The 18,026-nt window shown below is 44.3% G+C and carries 17 protein-coding genes; 10 read left to right on the top strand and 7 right to left on the bottom strand.

What is annotated here, in order from left to right:
• Positions 1-51 precede the first annotated feature (51 nt).
• The 9 genes from ACMH5P_RS05280 to ACMH5P_RS05320 all read left to right on the top strand — a co-directional run bounded on the left by ACMH5P_RS05280 (position 52) and on the right by ACMH5P_RS05320 (position 10,892).
• Positions 52-1,149, top strand: coding sequence for a glycosyltransferase family 4 protein (locus tag ACMH5P_RS05280; RefSeq protein WP_459493291.1), 1,098 nt, complete (start codon positions 52-54; stop codon positions 1,147-1,149).
• A gap of 30 nt (positions 1,150-1,179) precedes the next feature.
• Entirely contained in the window at positions 1,180-2,664 is a 1,485-nt protein-coding gene (locus tag ACMH5P_RS05285; RefSeq protein WP_459493292.1) for a lipopolysaccharide biosynthesis protein, read from the top strand.
• Positions 2,661-3,860, top strand: coding sequence for a glycosyltransferase family 4 protein (locus ACMH5P_RS05290; protein ID WP_459493293.1), 1,200 nt, complete (start codon positions 2,661-2,663; stop codon positions 3,858-3,860). Before ACMH5P_RS05285 ends, ACMH5P_RS05290 begins: the two co-directional genes overlap by 4 nt.
• 336 nt (positions 3,861-4,196) lie before the next feature.
• Positions 4,197-4,832 (top strand): GIN domain-containing protein, encoded by a 636-nt coding sequence (locus ACMH5P_RS05295; RefSeq protein WP_459493294.1) that lies wholly within the window; start codon positions 4,197-4,199, stop codon positions 4,830-4,832.
• Between the two features lie 254 nt (positions 4,833-5,086).
• Positions 5,087-6,184: a non-hydrolyzing UDP-N-acetylglucosamine 2-epimerase gene (wecB, locus tag ACMH5P_RS05300; RefSeq protein ID WP_459493295.1), complete on the top strand. Its 1,098-nt coding sequence runs from the start codon at positions 5,087-5,089 to the stop codon at positions 6,182-6,184.
• A 3-nt stretch (positions 6,185-6,187) separates the two neighbouring features.
• Positions 6,188-7,423: a glycosyltransferase gene (locus tag ACMH5P_RS05305; protein WP_459493296.1), complete on the top strand. Its 1,236-nt coding sequence runs from the start codon at positions 6,188-6,190 to the stop codon at positions 7,421-7,423.
• Entirely contained in the window at positions 7,413-8,180 is a 768-nt protein-coding gene (locus ACMH5P_RS05310; protein ID WP_459493297.1) for a glycosyltransferase family 2 protein, read from the top strand. Before ACMH5P_RS05305 ends, ACMH5P_RS05310 begins: the two co-directional genes overlap by 11 nt.
• Positions 8,181-8,201: 21 nt before the next feature.
• On the top strand, positions 8,202-8,963 hold the full coding sequence (locus ACMH5P_RS05315; protein ID WP_459493298.1) for a hypothetical protein: 762 nt from the start codon (positions 8,202-8,204) through the stop codon (positions 8,961-8,963).
• Positions 8,964-8,984: 21 nt separating this feature from the next.
• Positions 8,985-10,892: a TonB-dependent receptor gene (locus ACMH5P_RS05320; protein WP_459493299.1), complete on the top strand. Its 1,908-nt coding sequence runs from the start codon at positions 8,985-8,987 to the stop codon at positions 10,890-10,892.
• Here the strand turns inward: ACMH5P_RS05320 and ACMH5P_RS05325 are convergent.
• Positions 10,889-11,626: a LytR/AlgR family response regulator transcription factor gene (locus ACMH5P_RS05325; protein WP_459493300.1), complete on the bottom strand. Its 738-nt coding sequence runs from the start codon at positions 11,624-11,626 to the stop codon at positions 10,889-10,891. The genes ACMH5P_RS05320 and ACMH5P_RS05325 overlap by 4 nt on opposite strands.
• A 4-nt stretch (positions 11,627-11,630) precedes the next feature.
• Positions 11,631-12,689: a sensor histidine kinase gene (locus ACMH5P_RS05330; RefSeq protein ID WP_459493301.1), complete on the bottom strand. Its 1,059-nt coding sequence runs from the start codon at positions 12,687-12,689 to the stop codon at positions 11,631-11,633.
• A 207-nt stretch (positions 12,690-12,896) separates the two neighbouring features.
• On the opposite strand from ACMH5P_RS05330, the gene ACMH5P_RS05335 reads away from it, so the two are divergent.
• The gene (locus tag ACMH5P_RS05335) at positions 12,897-13,574 is read left to right on the top strand and encodes a hypothetical protein (RefSeq protein ID WP_459493302.1); all 678 of its coding nucleotides are present in this window, start codon (positions 12,897-12,899) and stop codon (positions 13,572-13,574) included.
• Between the two features lie 57 nt (positions 13,575-13,631).
• On the opposite strand, the gene ACMH5P_RS05340 is transcribed toward ACMH5P_RS05335, so the two are convergent.
• The 5 genes from ACMH5P_RS05340 to ACMH5P_RS05360 are packed head-to-tail and all read right to left on the bottom strand — an operon-like array spanning position 13,632 to position 18,026.
• Complete coding sequence (locus ACMH5P_RS05340) at positions 13,632-14,156, bottom strand: NADH-quinone oxidoreductase subunit J family protein (protein WP_459493303.1); 525 nt, start codon at positions 14,154-14,156, stop codon at positions 13,632-13,634.
• Positions 14,157-14,163: 7 nt separating this feature from the next.
• The gene (locus ACMH5P_RS05345; protein WP_315577109.1) at positions 14,164-14,682 is read right to left on the bottom strand and encodes a NuoI/complex I 23 kDa subunit family protein; all 519 of its coding nucleotides are present in this window, start codon (positions 14,680-14,682) and stop codon (positions 14,164-14,166) included.
• 4 nt (positions 14,683-14,686) lie between these two features.
• Positions 14,687-15,811 carry an NADH-quinone oxidoreductase subunit NuoH gene (gene nuoH, locus ACMH5P_RS05350; RefSeq protein ID WP_459493304.1) on the bottom strand — a complete coding sequence of 375 codons (1,125 nt, stop codon included), beginning with the start codon at positions 15,809-15,811 and terminating at the stop codon, positions 14,687-14,689.
• A gap of 3 nt (positions 15,812-15,814) precedes the next feature.
• Positions 15,815-16,840 (bottom strand): NADH-quinone oxidoreductase subunit G, encoded by a 1,026-nt coding sequence (locus tag ACMH5P_RS05355; protein ID WP_459493305.1) that lies wholly within the window; start codon positions 16,838-16,840, stop codon positions 15,815-15,817.
• 10 nt (positions 16,841-16,850) lie between these two features.
• Positions 16,851-18,026 carry a glycosyltransferase family 4 protein gene (locus tag ACMH5P_RS05360; protein ID WP_459493306.1) on the bottom strand — a complete coding sequence of 392 codons (1,176 nt, stop codon included), beginning with the start codon at positions 18,024-18,026 and terminating at the stop codon, positions 16,851-16,853.

An 18,026-nucleotide genomic window follows, 5' to 3' on the forward strand; every position in this document is an offset into this window, starting at 1 on the left:
ATTTAATGTGAAACAAAAATAGGGTAAATTCGTATAAAATATAGCCCATCTATGAATTTGCTCATTGCCCGTTCGAATTTCCATTCCTATTCTGAGACGTTTATCGACGAGCAAATCAAACAATTGGCCCCCAAAGAGGTACTTTACGAAGGTTGGTTACCGAATCGAACCTACAGCGGAAAATCCGTTTATCCCTTTCCCTTGAATCAATTAGTCGTTCGAGGAACCCTTCGAAATCTCTTCCCCAAATTTTTCAGAAAGATCTACCATCACTACCTGATTAAATTCATTCGTAGCAATCAGATTGATGCCTTTTTAGCCAATTATGGACCATTGGGTTCGAATATCTATGAGGCATGCCTGGAAGCGGGAATCCCTTACTCCATCGTGTTTTTGGGATTTGATGCGAATGAGAAAAAGACGTTGACGCAGTATCAGGCCGACTACCGTGCGATGCTTCCTAAGGCTAAATCGGTCATCGTTGTTGCGCAATCCATGCGAGCCAATTTAGAGGCAATCGCCGGACCACTCACGAATCTGCATTTCATCCCCTGCGGCGTGGATACAGAAAGATTCAAACCTGCTGGTTCGAAAAATGACCCAATCACCTTCATTTCTGTCGCACGCTTTGCGGAGAAAAAAGGACCCATTCATAGCTTGAGCGCTTTCGTCGAGGTATTCAACGAAATTCCATTAGCCCGATTACTTATGGTTGGCGATGGTCCCATGTGGGAGGAAGCCAAAACCTTCGTCAAAGAAAATAACATTGAAAATCACGTCACCTTTCTAGGACCCAAATCTCAAGACGAATACCTGCCTCTGTTACAAGCTGCCCATGTATTCATCCAACATTCCGTTATCACCCAAGCGGGGGATTCGGAAGGGACACCTGTAGCGATTTTAGAGGCGTCAGCTTGTGGATTACCCACGGTTTCTACGCGACATGCCGGAATTCCTGATGCGGTCATCGAGGGAGAAACGGGAATTCTGACCGACGAAAAAGATATAAAAGGGATGGCAGAGGCCTGTATTTTTCTAGCGAAAAATCCTTCAGAGATAGCTAAAATGGGCATCGCGGCTCGGAAACACGTGGTTGAAAATTACGATGTGGTGAAGCTGAGTCAAAAAATCAAAACTATTTTAAAATAAGTGTATTTTTGTTTCTTATTCGAATAATGCATGGGAATCGTCATACGGCAAAGTCTTAAAGCCTCCATCGTCACCTACCTGGGGACGGCGATCGGGACGTTCAATGTCATTTTCCTCTATAATCAGTTTTTAAATCAAGACGAAGTTGGCCTTATTGCCGGCGCCTTGGTCAGCATCCCGCTCATCTTTGCCTCCTTTACGCAGTTGGGCATCCCCCAACTCGCCGTTCGGTTTTTCCCGCACTTCGATGACCCCGAAAATGGCCACAACGGGTTTTTTAGCTTCTTGTTACTAGCACCTTTGTTTGGTTTAAGTCTATTTACCTTGGGCTACCTTGCCTTGCGTGAGACCTTCAATGCGATCTATGCGGATACCTCGCCCTTGCTTCCCAAATATTTCTATTACATCATTCCCTTAACGGGAAGTTTTTTGTACATGGCGATCTTGGAAGCCTATGCGCGGGTGCATTTACGGATTGTGGTACCGGCGATTATTCGGGAATTGTTGCTCCGGCTTTCTAACTCGGCTTTGATCTTGGGATTTGGTCTTGGCTATTTGAATCTGGACCAATTGGTTTTGGGAATTACGCTTTCCTATGTGTTTGCGGTCATCGGTTTATTGATCTACATCAAGCAATTAAAGCGTTTCTACACAGGGCTGGATTTCTCCTTTTTAAGGAAACCGGTCTTCCACGAAATGTTGCAATATGGCGGTTGGGTGATTTTGGCTGGTGCAAGTTTTACCTTAATCCAACACGTCGAGAAGCTGATGTTGCCTGCTTATGCCGGCGGTTTAGGGACGACGGCGGTTTTCGACATCAATTCCCGCATGGGCTTGATGATCGCCATCCCACGCAATGTCATTGCGGCGATTAGCACCCCCATTTTAGCCCAGGCTTGGAAGCGCGAGGACTTTGGTCAGATCGCAGATATCTACAAAAAATCCTCGGCCAATTTATTGTTGGTCGGATGTTTTCTCTTCCTCGGCATCTGGTGCAACCTCGATTTTATCTACCAAATCATCCCTAACCATGAGGTTTACGAAGCTGGTAAATGGGTGGTTTTAATGGTGAGCATCAGCAAGGTAATCGACATGGGAACGGGCTTGAATTCCGAGATTTTGATCAACTCGAAATACTACCGTTACGACCTGGTCTTTTACCTGATTTTAGCGATTGGAATCGTCGTGGGAAATTTAATTTTTATCCCCATGTATTCTTACAACGGGGCTGCCTTAGCATCGCTTCTTGCGCTGGGTGGCTACAATGCTATTAAGTATTTTTTCCTTTGGTATAAGATGGGCTTACAGCCTTTCGACCGAAATACCATGGGTATACTTATCTGTTCCTTAATCATTGGCGCAGTGGTATTGGCCATTCCCGTGTTGGGCGATAATTGGTTTATAAACGTCGGCGTGCGTTCAGGCGCCATTACCTTGTTGTTCACATTGGCTTGTTGGGGATTTAATTTATCCCCCGACATCCGTCAGTTGATCGAAAATAAATTAAAGAAATGAAGTTGATGTCCTTGGCGGGGGGATTGCCGCATTATTACAATTTGGTATTGAATAAGCTCCAAAAAGAGATGGGGGTAGAGGTGTGTGTGGTAGTGCCATCGACCAAAGGAGCGACCTTAGGTGCAGGGGTATTTGAGAGTAAGGACGGCATTGAGTTCAAGGTGTTTTACCAGGAAGAGTACACGACCTATTACGGCAAGAAGTTTTTCAAGGGCCTAAAGGAATTAATCCTGCAGGAAAAACCGGATGTATTGATGGTGAATTGGCCCTATCAGGCAGCCTTTGTTTTTTACCCCGGTTGGTATAATTTCTTACGACGGAACAATGTTGCCTTGGTTTCCAAGGAGATTCCTTTCCAGGTACCGCATTATGGGGAGGCAATCTCCTATTATTTGAATGGAGGGGGTGTGACGGAGAATAACCAGGCGCACCAACAAAATAAATCGGTTTTGGCTCGGATCAAATTCATGATTGTCCGGGAAACCCGTCGGCTTTTTAGCAATTTGGTGGATGCGCATATCAACTACCTGGATGAGGCTGTGGCGATGCATGCTTCTTATGGAGTTCCGGCAGAAAAAGTATTTGTGACGGCGAATTCGCCAGATACGGATGTGATTTTTGAGCATGTAGAGGCCTTAAAGGAGATCAAATCCAATCCTTTCCGTATGTTGCATATTGGTCGTTTAGTAAAATGGAAGCAAGTAGACGTTTTAATCGAGGCGGCGATTACGCTTCATGTGAAATACCCAGAAACAGAACTCAGCATCGTGGGAGATGGCCCGGAATTGGAGGCCTTAAAAGCACAAGCGGCAGGACATGATTTTATTACCTTTCACGGGGGTATTTATGACATGCGTGAATTAGGCCAAATCACTTGTGAGGCGGGAATCTATGTCTTGGCTGGGATGGGCGGCTTATCTATCAATGAAGCCATGTGTTTTGCGAAACCTGTGATTTGCTCGGTTGCTGATGGCACCGAAAAACGATTGGTACGCGAAGGTTATAATGGACACTTTTTCGAATCGGGCTCGGTGAAAAGTTTGGTTTCAGTGATCGAAAAACTATTCGCTCATCCGGAACAAATTGCCCTGATGGGAAAACGATCACAAGAGATTATCCAAAAGGAGATTAATATTCATACGGTTTTAGGGAACTACATGGAGGCGTTTAGGTATGCGATCGGGAGTCACAAGTAGAGACGCGACACCTCGCGTCTGTACATTTTAAGACTTCTTACGCATGAAGCTCTTTGGCAATCCTTAACAGGTTTGCCAAAGTTTGGGACGCATTTCGCGTCGATTCATAAGTTTATACCCCCCGGTTTTAACCTGGGGACTTAGAAAATCGATGTATTCCTCAGTCTGATCATATATTTCCGTGTTAGTCTTTGCTTACGAGCATCCGGTGGATTACCTATTAAAAATTGGAGCTTTCCAATGAAATATTGCTAAAATAAATCAAGAACGAATTCAAACATTACATCCTCTAGAAAGAACTACAAAAACGAAGCCTGAAAAATAAACATTGACCCTATGAAAAACATCCGACTATATCTTCTCTTATTTCTTACAATATCCTCAGCTAGCTTAGGACAATCTGATCCTTTTTCCGGTACCGAAAAAATCGTAAAGAAAGAATATATCTATTCCAATTTTTCAAAGATTTCTTTACTTGATATAGATGGGGAGACCGAAATTAAAATAGGTGATATATTTAAAGTCGAAGTAAAAATGCGGGATAAGTATTTACCTATTCTCTTCGTAACGGAAAACAACAACGAACTTCAAATCAAATTCAATTACACGAGAGAAAATAATAAATATATTTTTGACCCAAGAATTCGAATTAAAATAACTTGCCCTAAACTAACCGAGGTCTACAAACAAGGAAATAGTTCGGTCAGCGTACACGTAAAAAATCAAAGTTCATTCTACTTCTATAATGAAGGAAACGGAAGCGCATTCTTACGCGGTAACGTGGGAGAATTGAACCTAAAAAATGAGGGGAATGGAAAGACTGATGCAGGAGCCCTCGTCGCTAAAAATGTACATGTTGATTCGTTTGGCAACGGAAATGTTCTGATTAATTCAACAGATAAAGCCATTGGAAAAAGAAATGGCAATGGTCTCATCTTGCAAAAGGGAAAAGCAGTTCTGAAGTTTGAGTGATTTTAGACGCGCAGTATCGAACCTAACTTAAAATACCTCGTGACAATTTCTGGAAATTGTAGAGACGCGATACTTCGCGTCTAACTTAAAATACCTCGTGACAATTTCTGGAAATTGTAGAGACGCGATACTTCGCGTCTAACTTAAAGCACCTCACGTATAATTTTAAAAAACAAAAGACGCGAAGTATCGCGTCTCTACAATCTGTTAAATTCCCTATCTTTGTCCTTAATTATCCTCACAAAGATTCCCACATGAAAGTAATTCAGGTTGTCGGGGCACGCCCCAATTTCATGAAAGTAGCCCCGCTGCATCGTGCCATTCAAAATCTTCCCGGTTGGACCTCCAAAATCGTACACACCGGTCAGCATTTTGATGCGAAAATGAGCGACGTATTTTTCACGCAATTGGAACTCCCCAAACCCGATTTCTTCTTGGGCATCGGGGGAGGAACCCAATCTGAGGTTACGGCCAAAATCATGTTAGCCTTCGAACCCATTCTATTAGAAGAAAAACCCGATTTAGTCATCGTGGTGGGGGATGTTACCTCAACACTTGCCTGTACCTTGGTGGCCATTAAATTAGGCATTCCCTTAGCGCATGTAGAAGCAGGATTGCGTTCCGGCGATCGCAACATGCCGGAGGAAATCAATCGGATCTTAACGGATTCCGTGGCCAACTATCTTTTCGTGACAGAACAGAGTGGCATCGATCATCTGAAACGCGAAGGCGTATCGGATGATAAGGTTTTCTTTACCGGGAATGTGATGATCGACTCCCTGGTACGATACCAAGAAAAAGCAAAAAGTAGTACGATACTCCCCGACTTAAGACTAGCGACTAGCGACTATATCGTCATGACCATGCATCGCCCCGCCAACGTCGACACGGAAGCCGGGCTAAAATCCATCCTACGCTTAATTGAACTAAGCGCACAAAACACCAAAATTGTTTTCCCCATCCATCCGCGCACGCGGGCTCACATGGAGAAATTTGGTTTGTTGAATGCCATCGAAAGTAACCCGAATTTGATCTTAACAGAGCCTTTAGGCTATTTGGAATTTATCCAGTTGATGAGTCATGCGAAAGCCATCCTCACCGACTCCGGTGGAATCCAGGAAGAAACAACCTATTTGGGTATACCATGTTTAACCTTCCGCGATTCAACGGAAAGACCGATCACGGTAAGCTTGGGGACCAACCAATTATTGGCCGATTTAGATCCTGACAAAACTTACGAAGCCCTACTCAAAATCTTAGAAGGTCAAAGTAAAAAAGGCCAAGTACCACCCCTTTGGGATGGAAAGGCCGCCGAACGAATCGCTGCAAAAATTCAAGAACTTTTCGCGTAAAACATGGCCAAACCGCTCAAAATCGTCCTCCTCTCCTATCACAACCAAAATGGTGGTGCCGGGATTGCTTGTGGTCGTTTGCGCGATGCCTTAGAAAAAGCAGGCCATCAGGTCAGCATGCTCGTCCAAGAAAAAAGTGGAAACGATGCCTCGATCCCTTTAAATACAACGCTTTGGCAAAAAGCGATTGCCTGGATCAATTTCATTTGGGAGCGTTTGACCTACCTGCCATCCGAAAAAAGTAAAGCCGTTCGATTTCTTTTTAATCCTGGAATCTACGGACGCGATATTAGTAAACACCCCTTGATACAGCAGTCCGATATCATTCATTTGCATTGGGTGAATTTTGGCATGTTGTCCATTCAAAATATCCGCCAACTACTTAACACGGGCAAGCCGGTATATTGGACACTCCACGACATGTGGGCCTTCACGGGCGGTTGTCACCACAGTGGCAATTGTCTTAATTTCCAACAGTCCTGTGGAAATTGCCAAGAATTCATCAAGCTACCTACCCAAAATGATTTGAGCCATCAATTGTGGGCAAAGAAATTCGAAGCTTTTCAAGCGCCAAATTTGCACATCATCACCTGCTCGGATTGGCTGAAAAATCGTGCCGCTTCAAGTAGTATTTTAAAAAACCATCTTATCGAAAGCATCCCGAATGCCATCGATACGGAGCTATTCAAACCTGCCGACAAGCAAAATGCGAAGCGCATTTTGGGATTAAACCCCGACAAAAAACACTTACTCTTCGTGGCCATGCGCGTCAATGCCCCCAAGAAAGGATTTCACTTTTTGCAAGAGGCACTGAAAGGATTGGATTCCAAGCAATATGAATTAATCATCGCCGGGAACGCCCAGGACATTCCGGAACTCGGCTTGATCGCTCATAAATTAGGTCATATTTCGTCGCCAGAAAAAATGATTGAAGTATACCAAGCCGCGGATGTTTTCGTGACCCCGTCCTTGGAGGAAAACCTACCCAATACCATCATGGAGGCACTCGCCTGTGGAACACCCTGCGTCGGCTTTAACATCGGGGGAATTCCGGAAATGATTGAACATCAGGTGAATGGCTACGTGGCGAACTACCAATCCGTGGAAGATCTCCATCATGGACTACAATGGACCTTAACGAACGCACCCGAACAAGCCGCTAGACAGAAAGCGGAATCAGCGTACTCGGAAAGCATTATTGCTGCAAAACATCTCAAATTCTACGAGCATGTCGGCTAAGCTAAGTATCATCACCATCACCTACCAGGCGGAGAAATACCTGGAACGGACGATCCAAAGTGTCTTGACCCAAGGTCACCGGGATGCGATCGAATACATTGTGATCGATGGCGCATCCAAAGACGGGACCTTAGCGATAATCGAAAAATATACGAATCAGATTGACCAATTCGTTTCGGAGCCCGACAAAGGCATTTACGATGCGATGAATAAAGGGCTTCAACGAGCATCAGGTGACTATGTCATTTTTATGAATGCGGGGGATCGCTTTGCGGATGAGAAGACCGTTGGCCAACTCATCTCCGCGATGGAATCAAATCCAGATGTCATTGTCGGCGACGCCATGTTTGTCGACGAAGCCGGAAAAACCCTCGGATTACGCAGTGAAGTAACTCCACACAAAATCCCAACGAATCTTTCTTGGAGATCTTTTCAATTCGGCATGGTGATATGCCACCAGTCTTTTGTGGCCAAGCGCAACATTGCGCCCTTATTTGATCTACATTTTCGCTTAAGTTCCGACATCGACTGGGAGATCAAATGCTTAAAGCTTGCCAAAGAAATTATTCAAATTCCAGCGCCAATCTGCCAGTACCTTATCGGTGGGGCATCCGTACAAAATTTAAAACGCTCCTGGCAAGAACGCTTTGAGGTTTTAAAGAGACACTTCGGCTTTGGGAATGCACTTTGGAGCCACCTCATCATCATCCTTCGGGGAATAAATTTCGCGCGGAAAAAAGGAGGGAAATATTGGTAATATGCTGTATATTTAAAATCAATGAAAGTTGTTTTACCCTTTTTGGCGTTTATTTTCCTTTGCTTTAATGGAATGAGTCAGAAAATTCGTTTCGCTTCGAGTATTGGAACGTCCTACTTTATTTGGCACGAAAATCAAACAACGGTTGACCTGGGAGCACAGCTCACCTTTAAGCTCCCCCAAAAACGTTATCAAATTTACGCGAAATTGAAAACACTCGGAAATGTACATAACTCACTCGTCGATCGATCACAATATAAATTTGTCGAGCCTCCGTTGAGCAGTAAAAATAAACCACTTGGGCCCAATGAAGCACTCTATGCAAATTACCGTGGGGGACAAGCACAATTAGGAATTCTTTGGCAATTCAGTTCAGGTCTACAACCGATCGTTGAATTATACAGTAAATCCATCGCACGCAAAATTACATCCGACCGCTCCCAATACATCGAAGAGGAAAAATATGCGCTGCACGGGATCAGTTTAGGCTTGCAATATGCCACTCAAATGAAACAATCTAAGTTGTTGCTTCATGCCAAAGTTTTTGAACCTTTATACCATGATATAACCTTGTATGGAAAATACGTTGGCGTGCCTTATTCAACACTAACCACAAGCAATTCCATCAGCTACCAGACGGGCCTTGAATTTCAAGTCAAAAAATTTGGCCTAACACTTCAATATGAATTGTTGAATATCGGGGCGGCTAGCAACACCAATTCAAAAACCATTCCAAGCTCCGAAGCAAAATTATTTTCGACACTCCTTACTTACCATTTTTAAGCCATGCTACTAAACCTTCTTATGTCAGCTTGGCTTATTTGTGCCCCGGACAGCACGCAAGAATTGGCGAATGTAGAAGTACGTGTTCTCGAGCAAAACCGAACCCGACTGTCAAGCCCAGATGCCTTTAACTTGCTTCCGGTAAAAGACATTCAAGCCGTTCATGGAAATAGCTTTACCGCAGCCCTAAATACGCAACCCGGCGTCCGTCTCGAAGAACGTAGTCCAGGTTCCTACCGAGTGGCCATTCGGGGAAGCTCACTTCGCGCTCCCTTTGGTGTTCGCAATGTCAAAATTTATTGGAACAACATCCCCTTCACGGATGCGGGGAACAATTCCTACCTAGCGATTCTCGAGCCCGACATGATGGACCAATTAGTCATCTTAAAAGGCCCTTCCGGGGGAATTTATGGTGCCGGAACAGGCGGAAGTATGCTCTTCCAGGGTCCGACACTCCATGGTAAAAAGTTGGAACACCAAGAAAAGGCTAATTCCCTTGGGGGGTACAAACAGAGCTGGGATATTCAATATGCCGGTAACCGAGTGTATGCCTCTTTTTGGCAACAACCTGGCGCAAGAGATTGGTCGGCGATGAAAAAACAGCTCATTAGTCACGAATACCAACGGACCATTGGGCAGAACGGCTTACTTCTTTTGACTTCCTACTATGCGGATGTAGCCTACCAAACACCCGGAGGACTGACTCGCGCACAATTCAATGCCAAGCCCTTTCAGGCAAGACCGGCTTCTGGAGCATTTTTAAGTTCTGCGGACCAACAAGCCACCTTCAAATTAAAATCCTACGGCACAGGTTTTTACCTTCAAAACGCCTGGAACGGAAATTGGGGATATAACCTTGCCAATTCCATTCAAGTGAATCACATTGAAAACCCGACGATCCGGAATTACGAAATTCGCCACGAACCCAATTTCAGCAGTCGGGCCGTCATCCACTACCGCCAAAACAAAAGTGCCATCGACTTTGGCTACGAGTTCCAAATCGGACAATTCGATAGCCAAACCTTTGGAAACCGAAGGGGCGTAAAAGACACCTTACAGCTGAGTCAAAACACGAATATCCAAAGCGGAAACCTTTTCGCCCAGTGGGATTATCAGATCAATAAAAACTGGAATTCGACGATTTCCTTAAGTGCCAACGGCTATTGGACACAGTACATTGGAAATGAAACGTACCTAACACCCCGAATTGCGGTGGTGCGGAAAATGGGCGACCGACAAAGACTCGTATTCAAAGTTGCATCCGGCTATTCACCCCCGAGCATCGCGGAGATGCGCCCTTCTACGGGAATCATCAATACCAACTTAAAAGCCGAGAAAGGCTGGAACAAAGAAATCTCCTGGCGGGGAAATTATTCATTCGTTGATTGGGACCTCAATTTGTACCAATTTGATCTCACGGAAAGCATCGTGATTCGTCGGGCAGCCGATGGTTCCGATTATTTTGTGAATGCAGGAGGCACCACCCAGCAAGGGATTGAATTGGGCTATCGAATTCAAATTGCCAAAAATATACAGTTACGAAATTCAGAAAGTATTCAGAATTTTCGTTTCAATAATTACATCGCAGGAACCAAAAATTACAGCGGAAACCGATTGACGGGAACGAGTCCCTTCCAACATGCTAGTATTTTGCAATGGGATGTACTTCCAAAGCTTAGTTGGACCACCCAATTCCTATTCACCGATCAGTTATTTCTCAATGATGCGAATACGGAAATTCTCCCGTCCTCACGCGTATGGAATAGCCGAATTCAGCTCAAACAAAAACATTGGGAAATCTGGTTTGGAGCAGAAAACCTCTTCGATGAAATCTATGTCTCCGGACCGGATTTGAATGCGGTAGGAAATCGCTTCTACAATGCCGCACCGGGACGATTCTTTCAAACCGGCTTAAAGCTTAAGCTTTAGTTGGGTTTTGTGAAATTCAACTTCTCCATTAATTCGGCGGCATGAGAATCACTCACCGGAATATCAAACGTTGAAATTGTTATTCGTTGCTGTTTGATCGACTCGATCTTGCGTAAGTTCACAATAAAGGACTTGTGAACACGCATAAAACCGTGGGGAATAACTTTGGCCTCCAGCGATTTCATGGTCAACTTCGTTAAAACGGGACGACGCTCACCTTCTAGATAAATTTTGACATAATCCTTCAAGCCTTCGATGTGTGAAATTTGAGGGATCGAAATTCGAACCAAGGAATATTCGACATTGACAAAGAAGAAATCCTCCAATGGCTCGGAAGCTACTGAAGTTGTCTGAGGCGCTGTTGGTTTCTTTTGATTGAATAATTGGTAGGCTTTGTTGGCCGCCAAGGAAAAGCGCTCCAAACTAACGGGCTTCATTAAATAATCCACGGCATCGAGTTGGTAACTCTCCACCGCATAATTATCGTAGGCCGTCACAAAAATAATGAGAGGCTTGTGTGTCAGTGTATGAATGAATTGGGTACCCAGCATCCCAGGCATCTGAATATCGAGGAAAATCAAATCGACCGCATGGGTCTGCATCTGCTCCATGGCTTCAAACGCATTCTTACAGGAAGCGACTAAATTCAAGTAGGGAATTTGGCGGACATTTTCCTCCAACAATTTACGACCCATATTTTCATCGTCCACGACGAGGCAATTCATCTTTTCCATCTTATTAAAATTGTTGTAAAGTCATTTCCAAATTCACTTCAAAAACGTCCGACGTATCCCGAATATCCAATCGATGTTGATTCGGATATAATAAGTCCAAACGGCGTAAGACATTCTTCAACCCAATACCCGAACTCTCATCCTTGACATCATCATGGAGCTGGCCCTTTTTATTCTTCACCTCAAACTTCATGTGTCCATGATCAATCGAAAAATAAATATAAATAAACGGGTTATCCACAAAAGCCACGCCATGTTTCACCGCATTTTCTACAAACGGGATAAGCAACATCGGTTCGATCCGACAACCCCGAACGGTACCCTCCACCTGAAAATCAATCTTTACATCCCCTTCAAAACGCATGCGCTGCAAATCAATGTAATTCCGTAAGTATTCTAATTCTCGATCCAATGCCACCATACTTTGATCCGAATCATAGAGCATGTAACGCATCAAAGACGACAAGCGAATCGTCACATCCTCCGCCTGTTTATCCGCCTTGGTACGAATCAAGTAAACGATGCTATTCAGAATATTGAAAATAAAATGGGGACTGATTTGGGAACGCAAGAAGGCTAATTCAGACTTGAGCTGCTCATTACTTCGCTCCTCCTTTTCGAATTCGATGTTGATAAACTCCAACAAAAGTCCATACGTAGAACCGATTCCCGAAATCATTACGAGGGGAAAAATTCCTTTCATATCGAAGAAGCCTTCATGCTTATCGAAAGGCAGGAAATAGATATGATAAAGGCTTTGGATACCAAAAAATAAGACAATCATCCCGAACAAACTGGCAAAAAACCAGAAAACGCCAAAACGTTTGAAAACCCGTGGAACTAAAAAGAGCGTGATGATATAAAAAAGAGGGACAACGGTGAGGAGCTCCAACCAGATATGCTCCGAAAACTCGGGATTAACGTGTCCATGTGGATGATCATTCTCATGGCTTTGGTGAACGGGGCTCAACAAAGGTAATCCTATCCACAAACCCCAAAGGATGAGATTAAATAGAATCTTAAACGTTAATTTAGTTTTGGGTAATTGCCAGGCGCGCCACATAATCAATTTGTTTGCCCTACAAAGCTAGGGATTCAGGTCGAAATAGAAAATACAAAGGACAAGGCAAGGCATCTCGTCGACTAATACCCTAATTCAGCCGATTACTGAATTTACCTTCTTTCGTCAACAAAATTCCTTGACTCATCGAATCGTTAAAATTCATAAAGTATATTGCGCTAGCTTGTGCAAAAATTAAAACCCATACACATGAGACATTCAATCCGTCTAATCACATCTTGTTTTGTTTTGTTCGCATCGACTCAACTAAACGCCCAACAAGCCGTACTGATCAAACAAGACAGTACCCAAAAAACACAAACACTTTTCGAAGGAAAAATTAAATCCTTTGGCTTTTCAGCAGCACCCAGCTTTCAATTCGGATCCATGGGGCCGCAGGCAGGTTTCGCAATGGCATTGCATTTGAACAACAAATGGGAAATTGGCGCTGCATTTTCGAGTACCCTTCGCAAGGACCGGGATGCTCAAATCACTAATCCAGCGTTAGACCAGAAATTCAGTGCACTTTCGATCGCATACACGGCGAAAGCCAATAGTCTTATCCACCTAAGCTTTCCTTTGTTAGTAGGGGCAATTACATCGCACAACACTGATATGAGTTTGGCGATTCCTGATCCCAATACGCAATACGGAGGACACCGTGATGGAATGCGTGACGGTGACAGATTCTGGAGAGGACCTAAATCGTTGGGAATTCAACCGGGGGTTCAACTTGAACTTAATGTCTTAAAGCAAGTTCGATTATTCGGTGCAGCGAATTACCGCTTTGCCTTCGGAGAAAACAGCACCTCAGAAATGCAAGGATTCGTGGGAAGCGTTGGCTTGAAAGTAGGGCTCTTCGACCACACCTGGAAAAAGAAAAAATAGAATCATAAAAAAAGGCTTTCAATTTCTTGAAAGCCTTTTTTTATACATCATAATCTACTAGAAATTCCTTTCGCCAGCCTCACGCTTACCTAATAAGACAGCTCCGACCATCGCGACGAAAAACAGAATAGAAACCAATTCAAAAGGCAATAAATATTCCGAATAAAGCACTTTACCCAAGTTCTCGACCATACCCGTTTGTGAACTAAAATTCGGGGTTGTTTCAGCCGAAGGTGCAGGCAATGAATTCTTATGGAAAGCGGCAACTAAAATCACCAAAAGCGTTCCTGCGACAACGGAGCCGGCCAACTTAACCAAAGAGGTTTTTGATTCCGGCATATTCTTTCGTAAGTCGAGCATCATGATCACGAAAAGGAAGAGTACCATGATCGCACCGGCGTAAACAATGATGTTCACTACCATCAGGAATTGTGCATTTAATAACACATAATGGCCTGAAATACAGAAAAAAGTAAACACCAAGTATAAAACCGAGTGAATCGGATTCTTAGCAAAAACGACCATCAGCGCACTAAGAAGCGTCAAGGCTGATAGAAAATACCAAATATTTGTAATCTCCATAATATGCTTATTTCCAACCGTCACGCAAGTAGCGCTGGTCCATGTTTTCAACTAATTTATCTTTCCCGTAAATCACCTCGTCACGCGTACTGAACACAGGAACCATTTTGTCATGACGTAAGAAGATCGCCTCTTTTGGACAAGCCTCCTCACACAAACCACAGAAAATGCAACGAAGCATATTGATCTCGTATACCTTCGCGTACTTCTCTTCGCGGTATAAGTGCTCCTCTCCTTTCTTACGCTCCTCAGCCACCATCGAAATCGCCTCCGCAGGACAAGCCACCGCACATAGACCACAAGCCGTGCAACGCTCTGCACCTTGCTCATCTTTCTTCAAGATATGGTGACCCCGGTAAATAGGACCTAAATAACGCTGTTGCTCTGGGTAACGAATGGTTACCGGCTTAGAGAAAAAGTGCTTTAAGGTAGTCGCCATACCACCAACAATCGCTGGCAAGTACATACGCTCCGCTAAGGTCATTTCCCCCTGCTCTAAAACCTTTGTTTTATTACTTAATTTCATATGCCTAAGCTATTTTTTTCTTTCTGAATAGGGCATCATTCACAAACAAGCCCACTAACAAAATAACAACTCCTGCCACACCCGCAATAATCGGTTGGCCAATCAAAATACCAAATCCCGTCACCACAACATTAAACATCGACAAGGGAATCAAACCCGTCCATCCTAATCCCATCAATTGGTCATAACGGAAACGAGGTAATGTCCAACGCACCCACATAAAGATAAATACGAAGAATAAGGCTTTGCCAATCAAAGCACCCATACCCAAGAATGCCGCCGCATTCGAACCAAATTGAGTAGCGATGAATGAATAACCCGGGTAATCATATCCTCCGAAGAACAATGTTGCCATGACCGCTCCCGAAATAAACATGTTGATGTATTCCGCAAAAAGGTAAAAGCCCAACTTCATGGAAGAATACTCCGTGTGGTAACCGCCAATTAATTCCGTCTCACACTCAGGTAAGTCGAAAGGCGTACGATTACACTCCGCAAACGCACAAATCAAGAAAATGATAAAGCCAATCGGTTGGGATAAAATATTCCAATGTCCCGCTTGTTGGGCCTCCACAATCGCCTTCGTCGACAAGGATCCCGACAACATCAAGATTGCGATAATCGACATACCCATCGCCAATTCATACGAGATGTTTTGCGAAGCAGCACGAATTGCACCCAAAAGTGAATACTTATTGTTGGACGCCCAGCCCCCCACTAAAATACCATAAACACCCAGCGATACGATACCAAAAACCCAAAGAATCCCAATGTTAACATCGATTCCTTGAAGATCAAATGTCACACCTCCGACAGTCACCGTATCCCCAAAAGGAACGACTGCAGAAGTCATTAAGGCCGTTAACATCGATAAACATGGTCCAGCGATGAACAACCATTTGTTTGAGTTAGCCGGAATAAAGTCTTCCTTCATGAACATTTTCACCGCATCCGCAAGGGGTTGTAAAATACCAAACGGACCCGCGCGATCTGGACCGATACGATCCTGCATAAATGCAGCGATTTTACGCTCAAAATAGGTTGAGTAAGCCGCTACCCCTAAGGTAATCGCGAAAACGATTCCAATAAAAATGGCCTTGGCCGTAAATACATCATTCAATAATTCCATATCTTATTTCTTAGCTGGTAAAGAAGCTGGATTCGTTAAAAAACTACGATCACGATCATCGTCGATCTGCTTGAAATCCCGTGCCGCTTGCGCGATAGGGAATGCTGGGCGAATTAAATTAGCCCCATATTTATTCGCTGAAATCACGGAATGACGCGAAACATTTGTTGGTCCCTCAATCACCCAATCAATCGTCTTTTTGCGATCAAAACGACACGTATTGCAGATAAATTCGGTCAACTCCCCCCACTCATTCTTACGACCCGTCACACGAATCACCTCATCACCACGGTACCACAACGTCACATTACCAGAACACTTCTCACAGTCACAATGTGCTTCCATCGGCTTCGAGAACCAAACACGGCTCTTAAAACGATAGGTCTTATCCGTCAAAGCACCCACCGGACATACGTCAATCACGTTGCCTGAGAAGTCATTATCAATGGCCTTCTCAATGTATGTGCTGATCTCTGCATGATCCCCACGATGCATCACACCATGCACACGCCCGTCAGTAATTTGGTCGGCCGTGTATACACAGCGGTAACACAAAATGCAACGGTTCATGTTTAATTTAATGTTTTCACCTAAATCAACCGGCTCAAAGGTATTACGCTCCTCCACCGTTCGCGTAGAAGAAACCCCATGTTCAAATGAGAAATCTTGTAAGTGACACTCACCCGCCTGGTCACAAACAGGGCAATCCAAGGGATGATTCAATAACAAAAATTCAACAATGCCTTTACGTGTTTCCAACACCTGCTCATTGACCGTGTTCTCAACGATCATGCCGTCTTGGACAGCTGTGATACATGCGGGCACCAATTTAGGCATCGGACGCGGATCCTTCTCAGAACCTGCGGTCACTTTAACCAAACAAGCACGGCACTTGCCACCCGAACCTTTTAAAGGCTCATAATAACACATCGCAGGAGGAGCCACATCCGGGCCGATCATACGAGCAGCCTGCATAATGGTGGTTCCCGGTTCTACATCCAGGGTGATGTTGTCAATCGTTACTTTCATAATCTATCATCTAGCGGGTCTTTCCCGGTTCATTGCTATGTAATGCAGACCAACGGTCCATAAATAAAGCAGCCGAATAATTCACTGCCCGTTTTTTTAATTCTTGCTGAAACGCAGCTTGTTTGGCAGAATCCAATGCCAACAGCGCTTCTATTCGCTCCACAAAACCATCGACATCCCATGTTTCCACGAGTAAATCATCGAGGCCAGCCAAAAAATCATTCACACCGCCACTTGCTCGAACTCCCACAATCGGGCGCCCCACATGGGCAGCTTCCAACATCACCAAAGGAAAGGGATCCTCACGGGACGAAAGAAAAAAGACGTTCATCGCTTCGAAATAAGGGCGACTGTCGGAACAAACGGGTAACATATGTACCTGATTGTTCACATCCCACGCCTCCTTACTCGAAACCAACTCTTTCGAATATTCATTGTCCAATATCCCTAACCAAATAAAATGCACCGTTGGCATTTTGGCAATCAATTGCTTGGCAACCTCTAAAAATACATCCGGCCCCTTACGCCACTCAGCTAATCCACAGCTAAAGACAATCGGAGAGTCCATCGGTATTCCCAAATTCGCGCGCACTGGATCTTGCGTATTATTAGTCGCTGCCGGTAATTCAATAATCGGCGGCAATAAATCTATTTTCGCTGCATCAATCCCAACCTCCGACGCTAATACGGTTTTCACGAGTCCGGAAACGGCGTATACCCGTCTAACCGCTGAAGCCATGAATTTGCGATCCTCCTCTGACGTGAACGTCTTAATCGAATAACTCAACTCATGAACATAAACCTCAAAAGGTACCTTCAATGGAATCAATTCCCGCAGTAAGGAAACCGACGAAACCGTATTTCCGATGATGCATTCAAAAGATTCCGACGCTAATGAAGCCATAATGGCCGCCACCTTGCTTTCACTCGGTGTCTTGTCCCATTCCCCGTCTTTCCGGAGTATAGGAACTCTTTGTTGGACCCTATACCAAAGTGGACGATCTGTCTTCCAAACCCACACTTTGGCCACTTTCTTATATTCCTCTACTAAACTTCCGCCGTCTACCAACAACACGTAATTCGTCAAACCCTGAGCTTTGCGTTCCCGTAACCAATGTAGGAGAACCAATTGAGCCCCGGCACGATTTGCGTCATGGCCGACAAAAAGTTTCTTGCTCTCAGTCAT

It is taken from the genome of Aquirufa sp. 5-AUSEE-100C1 (assembly GCF_054558655.1).